The sequence below is a fragment of the Candidatus Accumulibacter necessarius genome, from assembly GCF_036625085.1.
Map to the genome: position 1 here is coordinate 1 of NZ_JAZKUM010000008.1, position 20,539 is coordinate 20,539.

The 20,539-nt window shown below is 62.3% G+C and carries 16 protein-coding genes; 9 read left to right on the top strand and 7 right to left on the bottom strand.

Annotation, left to right across the window (positions count from 1 at the left end; all coding sequences use genetic code 11):
• The 6 genes from V5B44_RS19710 to V5B44_RS19735 form a co-directional block, all read left to right on the top strand.
• Positions 1 to 1,276, top strand: a 1,276-nt coding sequence (locus V5B44_RS19710) for a Ppx/GppA phosphatase family protein (RefSeq protein WP_332360786.1), incomplete at its 5' end; no start/stop codon positions are given.
• A gap of 148 nt (positions 1,277 to 1,424) precedes the next feature.
• Positions 1,425 to 2,537 carry an MlaE family ABC transporter permease gene (locus tag V5B44_RS19715; protein WP_332360787.1) on the top strand — a complete coding sequence of 371 codons (1,113 nt, stop codon included), beginning with the start codon at positions 1,425 to 1,427 and terminating at the stop codon, positions 2,535 to 2,537.
• 9 nt (positions 2,538 to 2,546) lie between these two features.
• Positions 2,547 to 3,332, top strand: coding sequence for an ABC transporter ATP-binding protein (locus tag V5B44_RS19720; protein ID WP_332360788.1), 786 nt, complete (start codon positions 2,547 to 2,549; stop codon positions 3,330 to 3,332).
• 2 nt (positions 3,333 to 3,334) lie between these two features.
• Positions 3,335 to 4,273 carry an MlaD family protein gene (locus tag V5B44_RS19725; protein ID WP_332360789.1) on the top strand — a complete coding sequence of 313 codons (939 nt, stop codon included), beginning with the start codon at positions 3,335 to 3,337 and terminating at the stop codon, positions 4,271 to 4,273.
• Entirely contained in the window at positions 4,270 to 4,890 is a 621-nt protein-coding gene (locus V5B44_RS19730) for an ABC-type transport auxiliary lipoprotein family protein (RefSeq protein WP_332360790.1), read from the top strand. Before V5B44_RS19725 ends, V5B44_RS19730 begins: the two co-directional genes overlap by 4 nt.
• A gap of 28 nt (positions 4,891 to 4,918) precedes the next feature.
• Positions 4,919 to 5,719: an enoyl-CoA hydratase gene (locus V5B44_RS19735; protein WP_332360791.1), complete on the top strand. Its 801-nt coding sequence runs from the start codon at positions 4,919 to 4,921 to the stop codon at positions 5,717 to 5,719.
• A gap of 94 nt (positions 5,720 to 5,813) precedes the next feature.
• Here the strand turns inward: V5B44_RS19735 and V5B44_RS19740 are convergent, their stop codons facing one another.
• The 3 genes from V5B44_RS19740 to V5B44_RS19750 all read right to left on the bottom strand — a co-directional run bounded on the left by V5B44_RS19740 (position 5,814) and on the right by V5B44_RS19750 (position 8,789).
• Positions 5,814 to 7,286: a sensor domain-containing diguanylate cyclase gene (locus tag V5B44_RS19740; RefSeq protein ID WP_332360792.1), complete on the bottom strand. Its 1,473-nt coding sequence runs from the start codon at positions 7,284 to 7,286 to the stop codon at positions 5,814 to 5,816.
• Positions 7,287 to 7,432: 146 nt separating this feature from the next.
• Positions 7,433 to 8,092 carry a hypothetical protein gene (locus tag V5B44_RS19745; RefSeq protein WP_332360793.1) on the bottom strand — a complete coding sequence of 220 codons (660 nt, stop codon included), beginning with the start codon at positions 8,090 to 8,092 and terminating at the stop codon, positions 7,433 to 7,435.
• Positions 8,093 to 8,156: 64 nt separating this feature from the next.
• Positions 8,157 to 8,789, bottom strand: a complete 633-nt coding sequence (locus tag V5B44_RS19750) for a class I SAM-dependent methyltransferase (protein WP_332360794.1) — start codon at positions 8,787 to 8,789, stop codon at positions 8,157 to 8,159.
• 219 nt (positions 8,790 to 9,008) lie between these two features.
• Here V5B44_RS19750 and V5B44_RS19755 point away from each other — a divergent pair, with 219 nt between their 5' ends.
• Positions 9,009 to 10,478 (top strand): CHAD domain-containing protein, encoded by a 1,470-nt coding sequence (locus tag V5B44_RS19755; protein WP_332360795.1) that lies wholly within the window; start codon positions 9,009 to 9,011, stop codon positions 10,476 to 10,478.
• Between the two features lie 85 nt (positions 10,479 to 10,563).
• On the opposite strand, the gene mgtE is transcribed toward V5B44_RS19755, so the two are convergent.
• Positions 10,564 to 11,952, bottom strand: a complete 1,389-nt coding sequence (mgtE, locus tag V5B44_RS19760) for a magnesium transporter (protein WP_332360796.1) — start codon at positions 11,950 to 11,952, stop codon at positions 10,564 to 10,566.
• A 361-nt stretch (positions 11,953 to 12,313) separates the two neighbouring features.
• On the opposite strand from mgtE, the gene V5B44_RS19765 reads away from it, so the two are divergent.
• Positions 12,314 to 14,023, top strand: a complete 1,710-nt coding sequence (locus V5B44_RS19765; protein ID WP_332360797.1) for a SulP family inorganic anion transporter — start codon at positions 12,314 to 12,316, stop codon at positions 14,021 to 14,023.
• A gap of 104 nt (positions 14,024 to 14,127) precedes the next feature.
• Here the strand turns inward: V5B44_RS19765 and V5B44_RS19770 are convergent, their stop codons facing one another.
• The 3 genes from V5B44_RS19770 to V5B44_RS19780 all read right to left on the bottom strand — a co-directional run bounded on the left by V5B44_RS19770 (position 14,128) and on the right by V5B44_RS19780 (position 19,550).
• A complete protein-coding gene (locus tag V5B44_RS19770; protein WP_332360798.1) occupies positions 14,128 to 15,201 on the bottom strand; it encodes a 3-deoxy-7-phosphoheptulonate synthase in 1,074 nt (357 codons plus the stop codon).
• Complete coding sequence (mfd, locus tag V5B44_RS19775) at positions 15,198 to 18,635, bottom strand: transcription-repair coupling factor (RefSeq protein WP_434735493.1); 3,438 nt, start codon at positions 18,633 to 18,635, stop codon at positions 15,198 to 15,200. Before mfd ends, V5B44_RS19770 begins: the two co-directional genes overlap by 4 nt.
• A gap of 156 nt (positions 18,636 to 18,791) precedes the next feature.
• Positions 18,792 to 19,550 (bottom strand): SIR2 family NAD-dependent protein deacylase, encoded by a 759-nt coding sequence (locus tag V5B44_RS19780; protein ID WP_332360799.1) that lies wholly within the window; start codon positions 19,548 to 19,550, stop codon positions 18,792 to 18,794.
• A gap of 292 nt (positions 19,551 to 19,842) precedes the next feature.
• On the opposite strand from V5B44_RS19780, the gene V5B44_RS19785 reads away from it, so the two are divergent.
• Complete coding sequence (locus V5B44_RS19785; RefSeq protein WP_332360800.1) at positions 19,843 to 20,505, top strand: OmpA family protein; 663 nt, start codon at positions 19,843 to 19,845, stop codon at positions 20,503 to 20,505.
• The last annotated feature ends 34 nt before the right edge of the window (positions 20,506 to 20,539 follow it).

Sequence of the window (20,539 nt, forward strand, 5' to 3'; positions counted from 1 at the left end):
GGTGGCGAGAAACGCGCGCTTGGTCCTCGTGCAGGCCGAGGCGGCTCTGGGTTTTCCGATCGAGATCATCGGCGGTCGCGAGGAGGCGCGCCTGATCTTCATCGGTGCGGCGAATGCACTGACCTCGGCCAGTCACCGGCGGCTGGTGGTCGATATCGGCGGTGGGTCTACCGAGTTCATCATCGGCGAGCGTACCGAACCGCTGCTCATGGAATCGCTGTTCATGGGTGGCATCAGCTATCGGCAGCGTTTTTTTACTGAAGGCAAGGTCGACAAGAAGCGCTTTTACGCGGCTGAAGTGTCGGCTGCACGCGAGATTGAAGCGATTGCCGCCGACTACCAGCGTTTTGGTTGGCAAGAGGCGGTGGGTTCCTCGGGTTCCGCGCAGGAAATTGCCACGCTCCTGGAAACAAACGAGCTGAATCCTGAGGGGGGCCGCGGTATCAGCCGGGAAGGTCTGGCGAAACTGCGCCAACTGCTTATCAGGGCCGGGTCGGCCGAGGCGCTGGAACTCAAAGGCCTGAGCAGCGACCGCTTGACGATTCTCCCTGGTGCCGTCGCGATAATGTCTGCGGTGTTTTCGGAACTGGGCATCGAACACATGACCCACTCCGATGGCGCGTTGCCTCTGGGCGTTCTCTACGATCTGCTCGGGCGCTTCGAGCATCATGACAAACGCGACGACACGGTCGTCCATTTTCGGCGTCGCTATCAGGTCGACAAGGCACAGGTCGTCCGTGTCGAGCGCACCGCAGTGGCCTTGCTCGGTCAGATGATCAAGCTCGATTCACCAGAGCACGAGGACGACGTGCACTTTCTGCGCTGGGCGGTCTCGCTGCATGAGATCGGCCTTTCGGTGGCGCATAGCGAGTTCCACAAGCATGGGGCGTATATCCTTGGGCATGCGGACATGCCTGGCTTCTCCAAGCGCGATCAGGCGCGTCTGGCCCTGCTGGTACTTGGTCAGCGCGGCAAACTTCAGAAGCTGGCCTCCATGCCTGCCGGTGACGCCAACTGGCGCCTGGTGTTCTGCCTCCGCCTGGCGGTCCTGCTTCATCGTGCGCGGGACGACCATGCACTACCCGAACTGCCGGTCAGGGAGTCACCAGTCGGGTTCGAGCTTGATGTTCCTCTGGGCTGGCCGAATGCCAATCCGATGACTGCGGCTGCCTTGACCGATGAGGCGTTGCTCTGGCGCCGCATCGGCATCAAGCTGCGCGTCCGGCCGGTGCCGGACGGCATTGTGGTGAGCTCGGATCCGTTGCAGAAATCGTAGTGCAGTGGCCGCGAACGCGGCGCGATGCCTCGCGGGGGTTGGTTCGAGGCAGTGAAGAGGATGGGCATTGAACCGAGGAGGATTGAGCGAGTGAGCGAGGAAGCGGATCGGTCCCGCAGCAGATCGAACAGCGCCTTCTGAGGTCGGAATGGCGGTGGCCACCATAGAAGCCGTCAGGCAGTCCGACGCGGTGCAGCTCGTGCTTTCCGGTGAGTGGACGCTGGCGACCATGCCGCAGCCGATTTCGGGGTTTGAGTTGCGTCTGCGCGATTTGGCGATCAGCAAGCCCGGGTGGGACTTGCGGTCGATCTCCCGCCTCGACAGCGCGGGCGCGATCCTGCTCTGGCGCGCATGGGGACGGCAGTGGCCGGCCTCACTGGCGGTGTCTTCCGGACACCGAGCGCTCCTGGAGCGGGTCGAGGCTGTCGGCCCCGACCTCCAGCCAGAGCAATCGATGGATCCACTGGCCTGGCTCACTGTTCCTGGCGGCCTGACCCTGACCGCTGGCAACCACCTGGCGGCGATGGTTGCCATGATTGGCCAGTTGGTCCTGGATGTGGCCTATCTGTCCGTTCACCGGCGTGACATTCCGTGGCGCGAGTTTTCGGCGAACCTTTACAAGAGCGGCGCCCAGGCCTTGCCGGTGACGGCATTGATCGGCTTTCTGATCGGCGTCGTTCTTTCCTACCTTTCGTCACTGCAACTGAGGACCTTCGGCGCGGACATCTTCATCGTCAATCTGCTCGGCATCAGCATTGTGCGCGAGCTCGGTCCGGTGCTGGTCGCCATCCTGGTAGCCGGTCGCTCGGGGTCGGCGATGACGGCCCAGATCGGCGTCATGCGGGTAACCGAAGAGATCGATGCGCTAGCAACGATGGGTGTCTCGAGAAGCCAGCGTCTTGTCCTGCCCAAGGTGCTTGCGCTGGCCGTAGCGATGCCGTTGCTGGTAATCTGGTGTTCGGCAGCCGGGATCATTGGCGGCATGGTATCAGCCAAACTGCAGATGGGCCTGTCCTATGGCTTCTTTGTCGATACCCTGCCCAGGGTGGTGCCGGTCGCCAACGTGTGGATTGGCTTGAGCAAGGGAGTAGTCTTCGGCGTCCTGATTGCGCTCATCGCCTGCCACTTTGGTCTCAGAGTCAAGCCGAATACCGAAAGCCTGTCGGCACGGACGACCACTTCGGTGGTAACCTCGATCACGGTGGTGATTCTGGTTGATGCCGTCTTCGCGGTGTTCACGCGCAATCTGGGGCTCCCCTAGGTGGGTACATTGCCTGAGGTCTGCCCGAGAGCGACGCCGGTGGTCGAGATCCGCGGCCTGTGTACGCAGTTTGAGGATGTCGTGATCCACCGGGACATCGACCTCGACATCGAAGTCGGGCAGATGCTTGGGCTGGTCGGCGGCTCGGGCAGTGGCAAAACGACCTTGCTGCGCGAGATTGTTGGTTTACTGGCGCCAAGCAAGGGGACCGTCAGACTCTTTGGCGAGGCGGTCCTCGACCCCAATCCGGAACGGCGTCGTCGGCTTCGCCGTCGCTTCGGCATGCTCTTTCAGCAGGGGGCGCTTTTCTCGGCACTCTCCGTTCATGACAACATTGCTTTTCCCCTACGGGAACTGCACACTCTCGACGAGGCGATGATCACCGATCTCGTATTGCTCAAACTCGGCATGGTCGAGCTTGAAGCCCGCCACGCCCGGCTGATGCCCGCCGAGTTATCTGGCGGCATGATCAAGCGGGTTGCTCTCGCGCGCGCCTTGTCGCTGGAGCCTGAGCTGCTCGTTCTCGACGAGCCCACGGCTGGTCTCGACCCGGACCGCAGCGAGAACTTCGTCAAGCTGCTCAGGATGCTGCAGAAGGAACTCGGTTTCACGGTCGTCATGGTGACGCATGATCCCGAGACGCTGGCCGGCCTCGCCACGCGCCTGGCCGTTCTTGCCGACCAGCGCATCGTCGCCTGTGGTACGGCAGCAGAGGTGGCCGCCGTTGACCACCCATTCATTCGCAACTTCTTCAGTTCCGGGCGCGCAGCGGCGGTCAGACAGGGCGTCGGCTAGCCATGGAGCACCGTGCGCACGCCCTGGCGGCCGGACTGTTTACGCTGCTTCTCGGGGTGTCGGTAGCACTCGCGATCTGGTGGTTCGGGGGCAACCACGATGCGACCACCGAGTACACTGTGGTTACCCGAAACAACGTCACCGGTCTCAGTCTGCAGGGGCAGGTGCGCTATCGTGGAATCCGGGTTGGCAAGGTGCAGGCGATCGGACTGGACCCCAAGGATGGGCAGAACATCCTGGTTCGTATCAGCGTGGACAGCACCGTGCCGGTCACCCGCGCGACAACCGCCAAGCTAGGCTACCAGGGAGTGACCGGCATTGCCCATATCCTGCTGGAAGACAAGGGAGAAGATCCGACGCCGCTGCGCGGTGATGACGGTGAGCCGCCACGCATCGGCATGCAGTCGTCACTGATCGAGGAGTTGTCGGAAGTCGGCGGGGCGACCTTGCGTCAGGCACGGGATTTTCTGGCCAGCGCGAACCAGGTCCTCGACGGCGAGAACCGCCAGAAGCTGGCCAGGATCCTGACCAACCTTGAGGCGACGACCGGCAACAGCAACGAGCTGGCACTTCAGTTGCGCCAGTTGCTGGCTCCGGAGAATCTCCGCTTGCTGCAGGCGACACTTACCCATGCGGAGCGGGCGGCAAGTGAGGCGGCGCCCCTGCTGATCGATGCTCGTCACCTGATGGTTCGTCTCCAGGCGGTCAGCGACAAGCTGGATCTGCTGATCGGTGACCCGTCGCCGGCTGGCATCGGCGCTCTCGCGCCGCGCCTCAATGAACTTGGCGCTGATTTGTCGGCGAGTTCGCGTCAGCTCAATCGGCTGCTGCAGATGCTTGAGGAATCGCCACAAAGCCTCGTATTTGGTCCCCCGCAGCAAGCCCCGGGACCCGGCGAGGCCGGTTTTGTCGCGCCGCCAGCCAGCGAGGGATCACCATGAACAGGCCACTGATTATTCTCGCGGCGTGCTTGCTCGCTGCCTGCGCCGGCGGCGCACGAAACGCGCCGCCGGCCGCCGTGTACGACTTCGGGCCGCCAGTGGAGCGTCTGGCCGAGGGCAGCCCTTGGTGGAGCGTGGCGCTCGAAATCAGGGCGCCATACTGGTTTGACTCGCTGGGTATCGAATACCGTCTGCTCTACGAAAATCCGCTCAAGTTGCGCAGCTACGCAGGTAGTCGATGGGCAGGACCACCAGGACTGTTGTTGTCACAGCGCCTGCGGCAACAGCTGGGCCTCGTTCCCGTGACTGGACAGACCGCGGTCAGTTGCGTGTTGCGCCTGGAACTGCATGAGTTCTCTCAGCTGTTCGATACGCCACAGCGCAGTCGCGCCATGCTGCAAGGCAACGCCACCCTGCTCGATGCCAGGCATCGGATCGTTGCCGAACGAGTGGTCGCCAGCGAGCAGCCAGCAGCCACAGATGATGCTCGCGGCGGGGTCATGGCATTGGTTGCGGCCAGTGAAGCGCTTGGGCGGCAACTCGCCACCTGGCTCAACGATCTGGAGAAAGCCGGCCGGCTGAGGCATTGTCGGTCGACCGCCGGGGAAGACCAATAACTCGCATCACTCATTCAAGGAGAGAAAGATGAACACCCCGATGTCCAATCCGGATGACCTCTACGTTGTCCGCGCTGATCATGACGGCATTGCCACCCTGACGCTGAATCGCGCAAGTCAGTTCAACGCCTTGTCGCAGGCCATGATTGGTGCCCTGCAGGCGGAACTGGATGCGATCGCCCCGGACCCGGCAGTTCGTGTCGTGGTCATTGCTGGTGCCGGCAAGGCTTTCTGTGCCGGACACGATCTGAAGGAAATGCGGGCTAATCACCACAAGACGTTCATGCAGGATCTGTTCGGCCGCTGTGGCAAGATGATGATGACCCTGACGCAGATGCCCCAACCGGTGATTGCGCGGGTGCATGGCATCGCCACGGCAGCCGGTTGTCAATTGGTGTCGATGTGCGACCTGGCGGTTGCCGTCGACAGCGCGCGCTTCGCCACTTCCGGCATCAACGTCGGCCTGTTCTGCGCGACGCCGGGGGTGGGGCTGTCGCGCAACCTCGGTCGCAAGCAGGCGTTGGAAATGCTGCTCACCGGCGACTTCATCGATGCCCGGACGGCGCTGCAGCAAGGCCTGGTCAATCGGGTCGTCGCCGCCGATGCCCTGGATGCCGAGGTCGACAAGCTGGCACGCTCGATCATTGCCAAGTCTTCGGTCGCCATCGGCATGGGTAAGCAGATGTTCTACAAACAACTGGAGATGGGGCTGGAAGCGGCTTACCAGTATGCTTCCGAGGTGATGGCCTGCAACATGATGACCGACGATGCGGGCGAGGGGATCGACGCTTTCATTGGCAAGCGCAAGGCCGACTGGAAGGGCCGATAGTTCGGCACGGTGTGCCTTCCGGCCAATCGCTCTCGTCGGGGGGCCGGTCGTCCTTCTCTGCTGCGGCGTGAGTTCGCTCAATCACGTCGTATTGTCAAGCCAGCGCTATCCGATCGTGTCCGCCCGCCTTGGCATTGTGAAGCGCCTGCGCTGTGCGCTTCAGGAGGTCGTCAGTAGAGCGGTCAGTAGCACAGGCTGCGCCTGCTCCGACGCTGACCGTGAACTGGACAGTACCGTTCTCCGTGGGAATCGAGATCGCTGCGACTTCCAAGCGAACCCGCTCGGCAATACGGACCGCCTGTTTCACTTCGGTCTCGGGCAGGAGAATCGAAAATTCTCCACCGCCCAGCCGGCCCAGGAGGTCCCTTCCCCGGAGACAGCGTTTCGCTACAGTTGCAAAGGTGACCAGTGCCTGATCACCCACGGCATGGCCATAGCCGTCGTTTATCCGCTTGAAGAAGTCGATGTCGAGCAACAGTACGGCCAGCGGCGACTGCTGCCGCTGGGCGAGTTCGAGTTCCTGCTGCAGTGTCTCGACGAAGTGCTGGCGGCTGCTGACGCCGGTCAGCCGATCGGTGTCTACCAGCTGCTGCAACTGCGCATTCTGGCTGGCCAGCGCCTGCAGCAGACAGAGGGATCGATAGGCGATTACGGTCAGCGGTACGGTCACGCCCAATGCCAGGAGAACGATCCACACGGTCTGTCGCAGCCAGGCGGCGAGTGCGTCGTCGTAGTTTTCCGAGACCATTATCAGCAAGGGATAATCAGGCATCGACGAGAAGCTGATGAATTCCCTGGCCAGGCCATCCGCCTTGTCGTCGAACAGTACGAAGGCTTGTGATTGTGTGGCGAGATGCTTACGGAAAAGCTCTCCGTCAGCCAATGACCGGCTCGGCAGTTGCTGATCGTCTGGTGCCCTGGCGAGGATCGTGCCGTCGCGCCTGAGCAGAGTGATCGCGCCCCCCGGCTTCTGGCGTTGCTCGTCGTACGCACGGGTCAGCCGCGGCAGGTCGATCAAGGCAACCAGCATCTGGATGCCGTGCGCGGGGTTCTGCAGCGACAGAGCAACCGGCAAGCCAAGGTGGCCAGTCGACGGATCACGCTCGGGGCTGCCGATGAACAGCCCCGGGTTGGCCAGCGCACCCCTGAAGTGCTCGCTGTCAGCCAAACTCGCCAGCCGCCCCTTGGCCTTGCTCCGGACGTCAGATACCTCGCCATTCGCGGTCAGCAGCAGGATGTCGATGGACTCACCGGTCCGGCTGCGGAAACCTTCGATCAACCTCCGGAAAGCAGGATCGCTGCGCGGGTTGCGGCTGCTGTTCGCAGACAACCAGGATTCACAGCTCATGAGGAAGATGTCGAGCAGGCGCAGCTGATGTCTTGTCTGCTCCTCAACCGCATGCGTCATGCGCTGCAGGCGCTCGCCGGTGGCGATGATGCTTGCCTGCCGCGCCGAGACGGCTGAGACAATGACCACTGTCCACAGTGCGCCGAGGAGCAGCAGCGTCAGCACGACGACCGTCCGTGGGTTAGCCCATTCCTCCAGGTGCCTGATGGTTTCTCTCACCTTACCGTCTGCTTTCGTCGATAATCGATCGCAGCCATTCTAACAGCCTGCCGGTATGGGTCGATCAAGCGGCGCCCAAGCAACTCGACGCTGTCGTGGAGCGAGGTCAACTTCCGTTTCGGGCGACCGCTCGGCTGGCGATGGTCTCAGCGTGAATTCCGCAGCGTCTTGTCTTGTGCACCGTCGGTGGTGGCTTCCTCCTCCACCTCGACATCAATGACCCCGGCAAAGAAATCGATGGCCGTGCGGGCAACCTGCGAGGTGTCGTAGTAGGCGTAGGCGCTGGCGCCAAGCGCACCGAAGACGGGGATCCAGCGCGCTATCACCTTCCCTATCACGCGTTGCGAAATGTGCAAAGCGATCTTCAGGGCCACCGCCTGGACCTCCGGGCGTGAAGCGCGATGGACGACAAAACGCTGGCCGATTCCGGCAACCAGATCACGGACGGCCTGAGCGTCGGTATGCCGGAAGAGGCAATAAAGCATCTCCTCGCGGCCCAGCTCGGTCGTCCTGCCGTAACAACCGGCGATATCTGCAACCATTTGTGTTTGCAGCTTCCACAGCGCACGGAGTTGCGGAAGCAGCGTCAGCCAGCCCAGGGGGCCAGGGGGAAGCGTCAGAGTGCCCGCGGTTACGGCAGCCTGCCTGGCGGCCGTCCTGGCTATGGCGCGGGCACGACTTTCCGGCCTCTCCTTTCTGTGTTCGGCCGTGGCAGGGGTATGGCCGACATAATCCAGAATGGCTTCGGCGATTCGCTGGCTGGCACGGCGTTCGGAGCGGCGTCCGGAAAACTGTTTGTTTGGCATGGCGGGAATGCTGGCTAGGGTGGAAACGGGAATCTGGGGGATCGCTTGGGGCAGTCATCGTCGCTCATCCTGCGACCTGGCGCCAGACGCTGGCGAGCCATGGCTGCTGCGCACGTGGCACGCCGGTGGGACGATAATAATGCTCGAGTTCGCTGAAGCCGGCAGCGGAGAGCTGGCGGCGCCAGGCTGCAAGGTCATGGAAGGCGGCATAGCGTCCATCCTGCCAGCCTTCCTGATTGTCGCCGTGGGGGTTCGAGCAGAACAGTACGCCCTGCGGCTTGAGGGTGGCGTGCAGCTGTCGCAGAACGCGCGGCAGTTCCCGGGTTGGCACATGAAACAGCGAGGCGTTGGCGAATATTCCATCAAAATACCCTGCCGGGAGATCGAGCTGCAGGAAATCCTGCTGCCAGACCATGCAGCCGCTGTCGGCGCGCGCCATGTCGACAAAGCTCCGTGTACCGTCCAGCCCGATGACCAGATGACCGAGGCCGGTAAAGGTCTTCAGATCGCGGCCTGGGCCGCAGCCGAAGTCGAGGATCGTGAATGGCATCTGGCCTCGGAGGTGGCGCAGCAGCGCGGCGATATTCTGACTTACGTCATGGTCGCGCGTCCCCATGCGAAACTCCTCGGCGCGCTGGTGGTAATGAGCCAGCGTTCGGCCAGAGATTTGTTCGAGATCGTGTGAACGTGGCGGCATGGGCTGTGGTCGGGAGGATCGCCTTCAGGCAATGGTAAACCATTGTTCGCCAGAGATGGATGACGCCATCCCGGCCGGCATTGAAATCTTCCTGTGTTAATCTAGGATCCTGTGCTGCCCGGGGAATCACCCGCTTGAAGAGGTTTGGTCGCCGGGCGGCGTCACGGGAAAGCGGAATAACCCGGGGAGCACCAGCCCTCCCCAGCAGGAGGGTTTGTCATGGCCACAGAGACCGAAATCAAGCTGTCCCTCCCAGCGCGTGCCGCGAGCCAACTGGCCAAGCAAGCCATCCTGGGCGGCGTCGAGCCGCAACGGCAATTGCTGATCAATACCTACTACGACACGGCGGACAAGCGACTGCGGCGCGAAAGGATCGTCGTGCGTCACCGCCAGAAAGGGCGGCAGTGTTTGCTCACCGTCAAGACAGCCCCGATGCTCACCGCAGGACTAGCGCAGCGCAGCGAGTGGGAGGTCCCCGGCCGGCCTGGAGAGTTCGACTTTTCGCATGTGGATGACGCGATCGTCCGCGAACTGCTCGAATCGCTGCGTGACCATCTGCAGCCCATATTCACCACGCACTTCAGGCGCAATGTCTGGCTGCTGGAGCCGCGCCAGGGTGTACGCATCGAACTGGCGCTCGACCGCGGCTGGATCGATACGCGGGGTCAGCGCCAGACCATCCGGGAGATCGAACTGGAGCTGCTCGCCGGCGAGGTCAGCGATCTGTTCGACGTGGCGGTCGAGTTGCAGTTCAACCTGCCGCTGCACCCGGAGACAAGCAGCAAGTCGGAACGTGCCTACCGATTGCTGGCCGATGTGCCGCTCGCCACGGCCAAGGCGTTGCCGGTCGTCACCTCGGCCAGCATGCCGACCATCGAGGCCTTTCGCCTGATTGCCCTGTCCTGTCTCCACCACCTGCAAAGTAACGAACAAGGCGTTTGTCAGAGTGAGGAGCCGGAGTTCGTTCATCAGGCGCGGGTTGCCATCCGTCGCCTGCGGTCGGCGATCCGCCTCTGGGAGCCGCTACTGCCAGAGGCCTTTGTTGCCCGCTTCGATCCGCTTTGGCAGGAGCTGGCGACACGGCTTGGTGATACCCGCAACTGGGATGTCTTTCTGGCGGAAACGTTGCCTGGACTCGCTGAGGCCTTTCCCGGCAGGGGCGAGATCGACCGGCTTTCCCGTCATGCCAAGACACGCTGCGCTGGCAGCCGCAGGGCGAGTATTCGTGCGCTCAAATCGGTGGAGTACTCACGCCTGCTGGTCGACTTCACTGCCGCCCTTCTGGCGCTGCCGGAAGCCGGCGCCGGGCGGCTCGCAGGTTTCGTTCCGCGCTGTCTCAAGAAGCGGGCCAGGCGGGTCAATGAGCGCGCAGCGGATGCGCTGGAGTCGGATGTCGAGGCCCGTCACCGCCTGCGCGTGGCGTTCAAGCAGCTACGCTATGCGGTCGAATTCTTTACTCCGCTCCTGTCCGGCCCGCAGCTGGCCGACTACCACCAGTCAGCCACGTGTTTGCAGGAACTGCTCGGTCGTCTGAACGATCTGGCCGTTGCTGCGGAGCTGACTGCCGAGGCGCTGCCCGGTGGCAAGGGAGCGGTTATCGAGACCTGGCTGGCGGCAAAGTCCGAGTCCCTGCTGCCCGAATTCAGAAACTTCCTCAACCACTTCCAGCAGCAGCAGGCACCGTGGTAGCGCGCATGAACAGATCGCGTGCAGTCGACCCTGGCGGTGAGGCTCGGGCTCCAGGTCACCACTACTCGGTGGGGCTTCGGATGGCTCACAGCTGGTAAATCCAGCTGGCGATCACGAAGTAGTTCAGGACGCCCAGAATGTCGATCGCAGTGGTGACGAAGGGGCCCGTGGCCACCGCCGGGTCTACCTTGAGGCGCTGAAAGATCATTGGCAGGAGAACCGCCAGCAAGGCGGCGCCGGTCATGTTGCCGAGAATGGTCAGACCGACGACCTCGCCAAGCTGGATGCTGTTGTGGACCAGGTACCCGTAAAGTGCCAGGATCACACCGTAGAAGCCACCAAGCACCAGGCCGACACGCAACTCCTTGAGCACCAGTGGCACGGTGTCTCTGACATCGATTGCACCGGTGGCCAGACCCCGCACGGCGACGGTGGCAGACTGGACTCCGACGTTACCAGCCATGCCCATCACCACTGGCAGGAAGGCGCTCAGGACCAGAACCTCGCCAAGGATCGCTTCGTAACGTCCGATCACCGCCGTCGCCGCTAGTCCTCCGATGAATGCGGCGAGCAGCCAGGGCAGGCGTATTCCGGCAATCTTGAAGGCCGAGTGGGTGAGCGTTTCCGACTCGCTGGTACCTGCCATTTTCAGCATGTCGCGCGTCGTTTCTTCTTCGATGACATCGATTACGTCATCCACCGTGACCATGCCGACCAGGACATTTTCCTCGTCCACCACGGGGATCGCGAGCAGGCGGTACTTGTCAACCAGCATGGCGACGGTGGTCTGGTCGGTATCCGTCGTCACCTTCATCACGCGCCGGTTCATGACCTTGTGCAGAGGGGTGCCGGCGCGAGTCAGCAGCAATTGGCGCAATGAAACGACGCCCACCAGTCGATCGGCCTCGTCGGTCAAGTAGAGGTAGAAAACCATCTCGACGTCTTCACGGCTGCGGATGCTCTCGATCGCTTCCTCGACGGTCAGGGTGTGTGGCAGCGAGAAGAAGTCGGTGGTCATAATGCCGCCGGCACTGCTGGGGTCATACTGCAGCAGGCTTTCCACCTCGTTCTTGCTTTCGCGACCGAGCAGCGCCATCAGCTGTTCGCGCTGCGCTTCAGGGAGATCACCGATGAGGTCGGCAAGGTCGTCCGGGGGCAGATGCTCCAGCACGCCAGCCAGTTTTTCGATCGGTGACTCGGTCATCACCTGCGAGCGCAGGCCTGAGGGCAACTGGTTGAAGACATCTGCCGCCATCGTCGTGTCGGCGATGGCGTAGAAGACATCCACCACGTGCGCCGGGGGTAAGTCATCGAGAATCGCGGCCATGTCCGCAGGATGAATCCGGGAGATCATTTTCTGCAGTGACGCCTTGGCATCACGCAGGTAGAGGCGGTCGATCGTTTCGACGAGGCGCTTCTTCTTGATATCGTAGGCTGCGGAGGCAGGGGGCCTGGTTTCTATGTTGATTTGCATGACATTGTTTTCCCAAAAACGGCGTGCGCAAAAGTCTAACTGGCCAGTTTACTCGGAGGCACTTCCGCGGTCCATCGTTTCGACGTGCACCTGGGACAGCCACCTCGTTTTTCTGGTTTCGGTGGCCCATCAGCTCCTGCCAATGGGCGCTCATGCTTGCGCGAGACAACAGCTTTCGAAGGCATTCCCAGCAGGATGGCACTCGTGTCGATTTGCAGCAGGTTTGAATACTCTGGCATCAATCGGCGGCAAGCGATATTCGAACACGACGATCTGACCAAGCCATCGGTGAACACTTGCTGAATTTCCGGCAGATCAGGGTATATTGCCGGTCTGCTGCTTTTTGTCCGGAGCTTCACACATGAGAACTGCGCTGTTTTTCAAGTACCTGCAGTCTGGCGTGCCACTGGTCACCACTCTCAAGGAATACCGACTGGCATGGCTGAGCAAGGACTCGATCGCTGGCCTTTCTGCCTGTATCGTGTCGATTCCGTCGGTCATCGCCTACGCCGAACTGGTGCATCTGCCGGCGATTGCCGGTCTTTACGCAGCGCTGGCGGCGGCCATCGGCTACGCCCTGTTTTCCAGTTCACGTCACGTCATCGCCGGCCCCGATGCCGCCATCGGCCTGCTGGCCGGTTCGGCGATCCTGCCGCTGTCGGGTGGTGATCCGGCGCGGATCGTCGTTCTGGCAGCGGTCCTCAGCATCCTGTCGGGAGTCGTGCTGCTGCTCGCTGCGCGCCTTAAGCTGGGCGTCATAGCCGACCTGCTGTCGCGCCCGGTGCTGATCGGTTATCTCAATGGCGCGTCTCTGGTTCTGATCGCAACGCAACTCGGCAAGATGTTCGGCATCAAGACCGAGGGCGAGGAGTTCTTTGAAGTGGTGTTCACGGTGATCGAGAAGCTGCCGCAGACGCAGGTGCCGACCTTCGTGCTCGGGGTGCTGCTGGTTGGGCTGCTGGTCGGACTGGCGCGCTGGTTGCCGCACATACCGGGTGCACTGGCGGTCTGCGCAGTAGCGATCGTCGCGACCTTCGCTTTCGACTTGGGCAGCTACGGGATAGCACTGGTCGGCACTGTCCCCTCGGGGATCCCGTCTCTGACGATTCCGTCGTTCCGCTGGGCCGATATCGCAGCCCTTGCGCCGGCCGCCGTGGCGATCGCCTTCCTGGCTTTTTCGGATGGCATCCTTTTGGCACAGACCTTTGCCGAAAAGAATGGCTACGAAGTGCGTCCGAACCGTGAACTGGTTGCGCTGGGCTCGGCGAACATACTGGCCGGGGTCTGGCAGGGCTTTCCGGTTTCGGCCAGCCAGTCGCGCACCTCGATCGTCGATTCGGTTGGCGGCGTGTCGCAGGTGGCCCAACTGGTTCTGGCTCTGGGCCTGCTGTTGTTCCTGTTCTTTCTCACTGGCCTGATCGCGTTGCTGCCGAAGGTTGCCCTGGGTGCGATCCTGATCGTCACCGCTATCGGAATGCTGGAAGTGGCGTCGTTGGCGGGTCTCTACAAGATCGATCGGGTCGAGTTCGGGATTGCCCTTGGCGTCACCCTGGCGATCCTGATTGCCGGCGTGGTGCCGGGGATCATTCTTGGCTTGCTGCTGTCGCTGATTTCGGTGCTGGTCGAGATCTCGCGTCCCGGCGATGCGATTCTCCGGCGGCTTGTCAGCGACGGGAAGTTCCACGATTGCCGTGATGAGGACGAGGCCGAGAGCGTGCCAGGTCTGCTCGTCTATCGGCTCTACGCACCGCTGAACTTTGCCAATGCACGGCATGTAATGACGCGTATCCGGACGCTGGTGGACGAAGCCGATCCGCCAGTCAGGTGGCTGATCATCGACGCCCAGGCTATCCATGACATGGACGTGACCGCCGCGCAGCGCTTCGCGGAACTGCATCGGGAACTTGCCGAGGACGGCGTTGACGTCAAGATTGCCGACGCCCCGCGGCCTTTCCTTGAAGAACTGGCCAGGGTTGGACTTTCCGAGGAGATCGGCCGGCGGGATTTCTTCGTTTCGGTCAAAAAGGCTGTCGACGCCTTCGAGCAATACTGTGCTGGGCGGCATCCATGACCCTAACCACGGCCCATTGCGCGAGCGTCGGAGGCGCGGGCACACAGCCTGCTTGCCAAGTCCCCTGGCAGCCGTTCCACCGCCTGGGCAGGGCCCCGTGCTGGTCAGCGGCCGCGACCGGGCAGGACCTCGCGCAGTAGCCGGGCAGCGTCTCGTATCATCGTCTCGGTGGTCTCCCAGTCAACGCAGGCGTCGGTCACCGAGCAACCGTACCTGAGCTGCGAGAGATCTTCCGGGATTGACTGGTTGCCGGCAACGATATTGGACTCGATCATCATGCCGACCAGAGACTGGTTTCCGAGGCGGACCTGATTGACCACGTCGGCCATGACCAGCGGCTGCCACTCGTGTTTCTTGTAGCTGTTGGCGTGCGAGCAGTCGACCACGATATTGGTCGGCAGGCCGGCCTTGCGCAGTGCCTGTTCGGCCATCTGTACGCTGACCGTGTCGTAGTTCGGCCGGCCATCGCCGCCGCGCAGAACGAGGTGCCCGTAGCGGTTGCCACGGGTACGCACGATCGAGGTGCGCCCCTGGCCATTGATGCCGAGGAAACTATGCGGCCGTGAGGCAGAGAGGATGGCGTTGACGGCGATGCCGACGTCGCCGTTGGTGCCGTTCTTGAAGCCGACCGGGGTAGACAAGCCGGACGATATCTCCCGATGTGTCTGCGATTCGGTCGTGCGCGCGCCGATTGCCGTCCAGGAGATCAGATCGCCGAGATACTGCGGCGAGATCGGGTCGAGCGCCTCGGTACCGGCAGCCAGGCCGAGTTCGGCGAGCTGCAGCAGGAATGCGCGCGCCTTGTACATGCCCTGATCAACCCGGAAGGAATCGTCCATGTCCGGATCATTGATGTACCCCTTCCAGCCGGTCGTCGTCCTCGGCTTTTCGAAATAGACCCGCATCACCAGGTAGAGCGTCTGGCTGACCTCGTCAGCCAGAGCCTTCAGACGTTTGGCATAGTCGAGCGCGGCCACCGGGTCGTGGATCGAGCACGGGCCAACCACGATGAACAGTCGCTCATCGCTGCGGTCGAGGATGTGACGCAGGACCTCACGGCCGCGCATGACGAGGTCGGCGGCGCTCGGCGACAGCGGCACCCGGGCGAGGATTTCCTCGGGCGAAGGCATGGGGTCGAAGGCGCTGACGTTGATATTGTCGATGTCGAGGGTGGTCATGGTTTGGCCTGGCGAGTCAGTTGATGAATGATGTCTTTAACCGCAGCGACCCGGTCGGCAAGCGTCGCGCAGTGGCGTTTGAGGACCAGTCTGTCTGCTCCCGCCAGGCGGAAGTTGCGGTCCTTCTGGATCAGATCGATGATCCGCATCGGGTCGATCGGCGGATTGGTGTCGAACTGCAGCGCAATCTGTTCGGTGTTGGCGTCGAGTTTGCTGATTCCGAGAGGTTTGCAGAGCAGCCGCAGCCGGTGGCTGTCGAGCAGAGCCCGCGCTTGTGGCGGTAGGTCGCCAAAGCGATCGACCAGTTCTTCCTGCAGATCGGCAAGCTCGTTCGCCTGCCCGCAGTCGGCCAGGCGTTTGTAAAGCGTCAGCCTTTCGTGGACGTCTGGTGCGTAATCGTCGGGGAGCAGGGCCGGGGTGTGCAGCTTGATTTCGGTGGTGACGGCCAGCGGTTGCGTCAGGTCTGGTTCCTTGCCCTGCCTGAGCGCCGCAACGGCGCGCTTCAGCATCTCGGTAAACAGGTTGAAGCCGACCTCCTGCATCTCGCCCGATTGGCTGGCACCGAGCACTTCGCCGGCACCCCGAATTTCGAGATCGTGCATGGCAAGGTAGAAACCGGCGCCGAGCTCATCCATCATCTGGATCGCCTCAAGTCTCTGCCGGGCCTGCTTGTTGAGTGCCGTCTCGTCGTGCGTGAGCAGGTAGGCGTAGGCCTGGTGGTGCGAGCGGCCAACCCGACCGCGGAGCTGATGCAACTGGGCGAGACCAAATTTCTCGGCGCGGTTGATGACGATCGTATTGGCGTGCGGGTTATCGATGCCGGTTTCGATGATCGTCGTACACAGCAGCAGATTGGCTCGTTGTTGCGTGAAATCGCGCATCACGCGCTCCAGATCGCGCTCCTTCATCTGCCCGTGGCCGACGAGGATACGTGCTTCGGGCAGTAGCTTGCCGAGCCTGTCACGCATGTTCTCGATGGTGTCGACCTCGTTGTGGAGGAAGTAGACCTGGCCGCCGCGCTTGAATTCGCGCAGCAGCGCTTCACGGATGATGCCGTCCGAGAACCTGCTGACGAAGGTCTTGATCGCCAGGCGCTTCCGTGGCGCGGTGGCGATGACCGAAAAGTCACGCAGCCCTTCGAGCGACATGGCGAGCGTGCGAGGGATAGGCGTCGCCGTCAGCGTCAGCACGTCGACCTCGGCGCGCAGCGCCTTCAGTGCTTCCTTCTGGCGGACGCCAAAGCGGTGTTCCTCGTCGATCACCACCAGACCGAGACGGCTGAAATGGACATCCTTCTGCAACAGCTTGTGCGTCCCGATGACGATGTCGAGTCTGCCGTCGGCCAGTTCCTTGAGCGCCTGCGTCGCCTCGCCGGCGGTCTTGAAGCGTGAGAGTTCGGCAATCCTGACCGGCAATTCGGCGAAGCGGTCGCTGAAGGTCTGGAAATGCTGTTCGCAGAGCAGCGTCGTCGGGCACAGGACGGCGACCTGTCGGCCACCGGCAACGGCGCAGAAAGCGGCGCGCAAGGCGACTTCCGTCTTGCCGAAACCGACGTCGCCGCACACCAGGCGGTCCATCGGTCGGCCCGATTTCATGTCTTCGATCACCGCGGCGATGGCTGTTGCCTGATCCTGCGTTTCCTCAAAACCGAAACCATCAGCAAACGCGTCATAGTCATGCGCCTTGAACTCGCAGGCGTGGCCTTGCCGAGCGGCGCGCATGGCGTACAGGGCGAGCAGTTCAGCTGCTGTGTCGCGCGCCTGCAGGGCGGCACGACGCTTGGCCTTTTCCCATTGTTGCGAGCCGAGCGTGTGCAGGGGCGCACTGTCCGGATCGGCTCCAGAGTAGCGCGAGATGACATGTAACTGTGACACGGGCACGTACAGCCTGGCGTCGCCGGCGTAGTGCAGTTCGAGGAACTCCATCTCACCTTCGCCAAGATCAAGATGGATCAGGCCCTGGTAGCGTCCGATGCCATGCTGCTCATGCACCACCGGCGAAGCCACCTTCAGTTCGCTGAGGTCGCGCAGCCAGTTGTCAGCCGACGTTCGCCGCTGGGCCACGTGGCGCGTGCGCCGCGACGGGCTATCGGCGTAGAGTTCAGCTTCCGTGATGATCGCCAGTTGATCGAGCAGGAAGCCGTCGTAAAGGGGGCCAACCGCCAGCGAGAGCCGGCTGTCGCTGGCCATGAAGTCGGCAAAACTCGCGCTCGCCAGTGGTTTCAGTCCGTATTCCGAGAGCAGTGCGGACAGTGTTTCGCGGCGCCCGGCGCTTTCTGCGAGCAGCAGGACACGGCCTGGGAATCCATCGAGAAAGGCTTGCAGGCGGCAAAGCGGGTTTTCGGCGCGGCGGTCAACGGCCAGAGACGGCAGGCTGCGCACCGGGCCCTCATTGCTCGCCGTCAGGCTCACTCTGGCATAGGCCTTGGCAGCGATGAAGAAAGGTTCCTCGGCCAGAAAGAGTTCGGCCGGTGGCAGTAGCGGCCGCGAGCGCTCGCCCGACAGCATCGTGTAGCGTGACTGCGCCTCGCGCCAGAAGGTACGAATCGCTTCCGGCACGTTGCCGTGGAGGCAAAGCAGGGTGGCGCTGGGCAAATAGTCAAATAGGGTGGCCGTTTCCTCGAAAAAAAGCGGTAGCCAGTACTCGATCCCGGCGGCGGGAATGCCGTTCGAAACGTCCTTGTAGATTCCCGAGCGCCCCGGGTCACCCTCGAACATTTCGCGGAAGCGCTGACGGAAGCGCGCCCTTCCCTGGTCGTCGAGCGGAAACTCGCGCGCTGGCAGCAGCCGAACCTCAGGCACTGGATAGAGCGTGCGCTGGTTGTCGACGTCGAAGGTCTTGATGCTCTCGATTTCGTTGTCAAAGAGGTCGAGTCGGTAAGGCAGTTGCGAGCCCATTGGGAAGAGGTCGACCAGGCCCCCGCGGATGGAGTACTCTCCAGGGGCGACGACTTGCGTCACATGCGCATAGCCTGCCAGCGTCACCTGGGCGCGGAACTGGCCCGCATCGAGCTTCTCGCCCTGCTTGAGGAAGAAGGTGTAGGCGGCCAGATAGGCCGGCGGTGCCAGACGGTAAACCGCAGTGCTGGCGGGTACCAGCAGCACATCGCACTCTCCCCGCATGACAGCATAGAGCGTTGCCAGTCGCTCGGAAACGAGGTCGTGGTGTGGTGAAAAACTGTCATAGGGCAGGGTCTCCCAGTCCGGGAGCAGGCGTACGCGCAAATTCGCGGCGAACCAGGGGATTTCCTGCAGCAGACGGTGGGCATCACCCGCGCTGGCGGTGAGTACAGTGAGCATCTGCTGCTTGGCGTCAGCACTGCTTCGTGACGCCGCGTGGGCGATCACGAGCGCGTCGGCGGAACCCGCGAACGAGGGAAACGAAAGCTTTTCACCGCCTTTGGCTACTGGCAGATGGGGAAGCGGCAATGACAAGGAATGCGACTCGCGACTCGACTGCTGAAGTGGTCTGGGCTGCACAGGCCGGGCGGGGCGAGGCAGCGAAAGGGCGGCATTATAGCCGATCAGTCCTTCGCCCCGGCGCCATTGATCGCCTCATCGGATAAGCCTGGCGATTGGTTCAGGCGTCTTTCATGTCGGGTTTTTCATGTCGAGCTTCGTGCACAGCGCGGCGAAGAACTGCGAGGCACCGTTGCGGATCGAAAAATCGGCGGCGTCCGAGAAGGGCGTCGGGTGCGGATTGACTTCCACAACCACCGCGCCGGCACGCTTTGCCCATACCGGCAGGCGGGCGGCGGGCTGCACGGTAAAAGAGGTGCCGACACAGAAGAACACGTCGGCACCGAGGCTGCGTATTTCGGCAGCGGCAAAGACCTCTTCATCAAGCATCTCACCGAACATCACCAGGTCGGGCCGCACCGGCGCCCCGCAAGCGGGACAGGCATAAGGATTGATGGCGCTTTGATCCCAGGCGGCGACAAAGCCACAGTGTCGGTGGCAGCGTACCCGGTGGATGGTGCCGTGTACCTCGAGGACGTGTTCATTGCCGGCACGCTCGTGATAGCCGTCGATGTTCTGGGTAATGACGGTCATCCTCTGTGCCGGGCAGATTTCCTCCAGCCGCGCGATCGCCTGATGCCCGGCATTCGGGCGCCGCTCATCAACCAGGGTTTTCAACTGCAGCAACCAGTTCCAGGCGCGCTGCGGATTGCGCAGGAATCCCGCAATGCTGGCAACCTCGTCAGGGTCGACGTTGTTCCACAGGCCGGTCGCCCCATCGCGGAAAGTGGGAATGCCGCTGTCGGCCGAAAGCCCAGCTCCCGAGAAAACGACAATCTCCTCCGCCTCGCGCAGGATGGCAGCGATCGACTCCAGACTCATTGCGTGCATGGTCCTCTCCTTTTCCACTCAGCAGTCTGCGCTGCCGCAGCGATGATTGTCGCACGCACAGGCAGGCGCAGCGCTCCGGCGCTGGGCTTCCTGTTGCCACCCCAGTACAGGTGGGGCACCAGTTGCAGCAATCTCACCGCTGGCGAGGGCTGTTCGTTGTATAAAAGCGACACAATGCGAGGTCGATGCTTGAAGGAAATCAAGTTTGTATGCTTAAATCTCCCGACTGCGCAAAAATCGCATCGCGTTACACGCATTCGGACCTAACAGAGATTAATCGAGGAGGAACATCTTGAAATCGAAAATCATTACTACCCTGCTGGCCTCTATCGGCCTGTTTGCAGCCGCTGGCGCTGCGCAAGCCCAGACCGCTGCTGATCGCGTCTACGTGATCGACCAACGTGGTGAAGTCGTGCTGAGCGGCACCGGCCTTTGCTGGCGTACCGGTTTCTGGACCCCGGCCGCTGCTGCCAAGGACCCGGCTGGCTGCAAATGCGACAAGGATCTGCTGCCGAAGGAAGTTTGCGAGCCGCCAGCACCCAGGGCTGCTGCCGTACCGGGCGCCAAGCCCACGGGTGACAAGATCACCATCGCTGCCGATGCGCTGTTCGACTTCGACAAGGCGGTACTGCGTCCGGAAGGCAAGAAGAAGCTCGACGAAGTGGCCGCCAAGTCCAAGCAGATCAAGCTGGAAGTGATCCTCGCCGTCGGTCACACCGACCGTTTCGGTTCCGTGGCTTACAACATGAAGCTCTCCGATCGGCGCGCTGCCGCGGTGAAGAGCTACCTGGTGAGCAAGGGAGTCGATGCCAACCGTATTTACACGGAAGGCAAGGGTCCGAAGAATCCGGTCACCAAGCCTGATCAGTGCCCGGGCAAGAAGGCGACCAAGGCGGTTATCCAGTGCCTGCAGCCCGACCGTCGTGTCGATATCGAACTCATCGGCACCAAGTAATTCCGGCGCAATGCGTCAGAAAACCCCGCTTTGG

Coding starts and splice junctions, on each gene's coding strand:
- V5B44_RS19730 (WP_332360790.1), top strand. CDS start 4,270: ATGAACAGGCCACTGATTATTCTCGCGGCGTGCTTGCTCGCTGCCTGC.
- V5B44_RS19750 (WP_332360794.1), bottom strand. CDS start 8,789: ATGCCGCCACGTTCACACGATCTCGAACAAATCTCTGGCCGAACGCTG.
- V5B44_RS19780 (WP_332360799.1), bottom strand. CDS start 19,550: ATGCACGCAATGAGTCTGGAGTCGATCGCTGCCATCCTGCGCGAGGCG.
- V5B44_RS19770 (WP_332360798.1), bottom strand. CDS start 15,201: ATGACCACCCTCGACATCGACAATATCAACGTCAGCGCCTTCGACCCC.
- V5B44_RS19725 (WP_332360789.1), top strand. CDS start 3,335: ATGGAGCACCGTGCGCACGCCCTGGCGGCCGGACTGTTTACGCTGCTT.
- V5B44_RS19745 (WP_332360793.1), bottom strand. CDS start 8,092: ATGCCAAACAAACAGTTTTCCGGACGCCGCTCCGAACGCCGTGCCAGC.
- V5B44_RS19755 (WP_332360795.1), top strand. CDS start 9,009: ATGGCCACAGAGACCGAAATCAAGCTGTCCCTCCCAGCGCGTGCCGCG.
- mgtE (WP_332360796.1), bottom strand. CDS start 11,952: ATGCAAATCAACATAGAAACCAGGCCCCCTGCCTCCGCAGCCTACGAT.
- V5B44_RS19715 (WP_332360787.1), top strand. CDS start 1,425: ATGGCGGTGGCCACCATAGAAGCCGTCAGGCAGTCCGACGCGGTGCAG.
- V5B44_RS19765 (WP_332360797.1), top strand. CDS start 12,314: ATGAGAACTGCGCTGTTTTTCAAGTACCTGCAGTCTGGCGTGCCACTG.
- V5B44_RS19735 (WP_332360791.1), top strand. CDS start 4,919: ATGAACACCCCGATGTCCAATCCGGATGACCTCTACGTTGTCCGCGCT.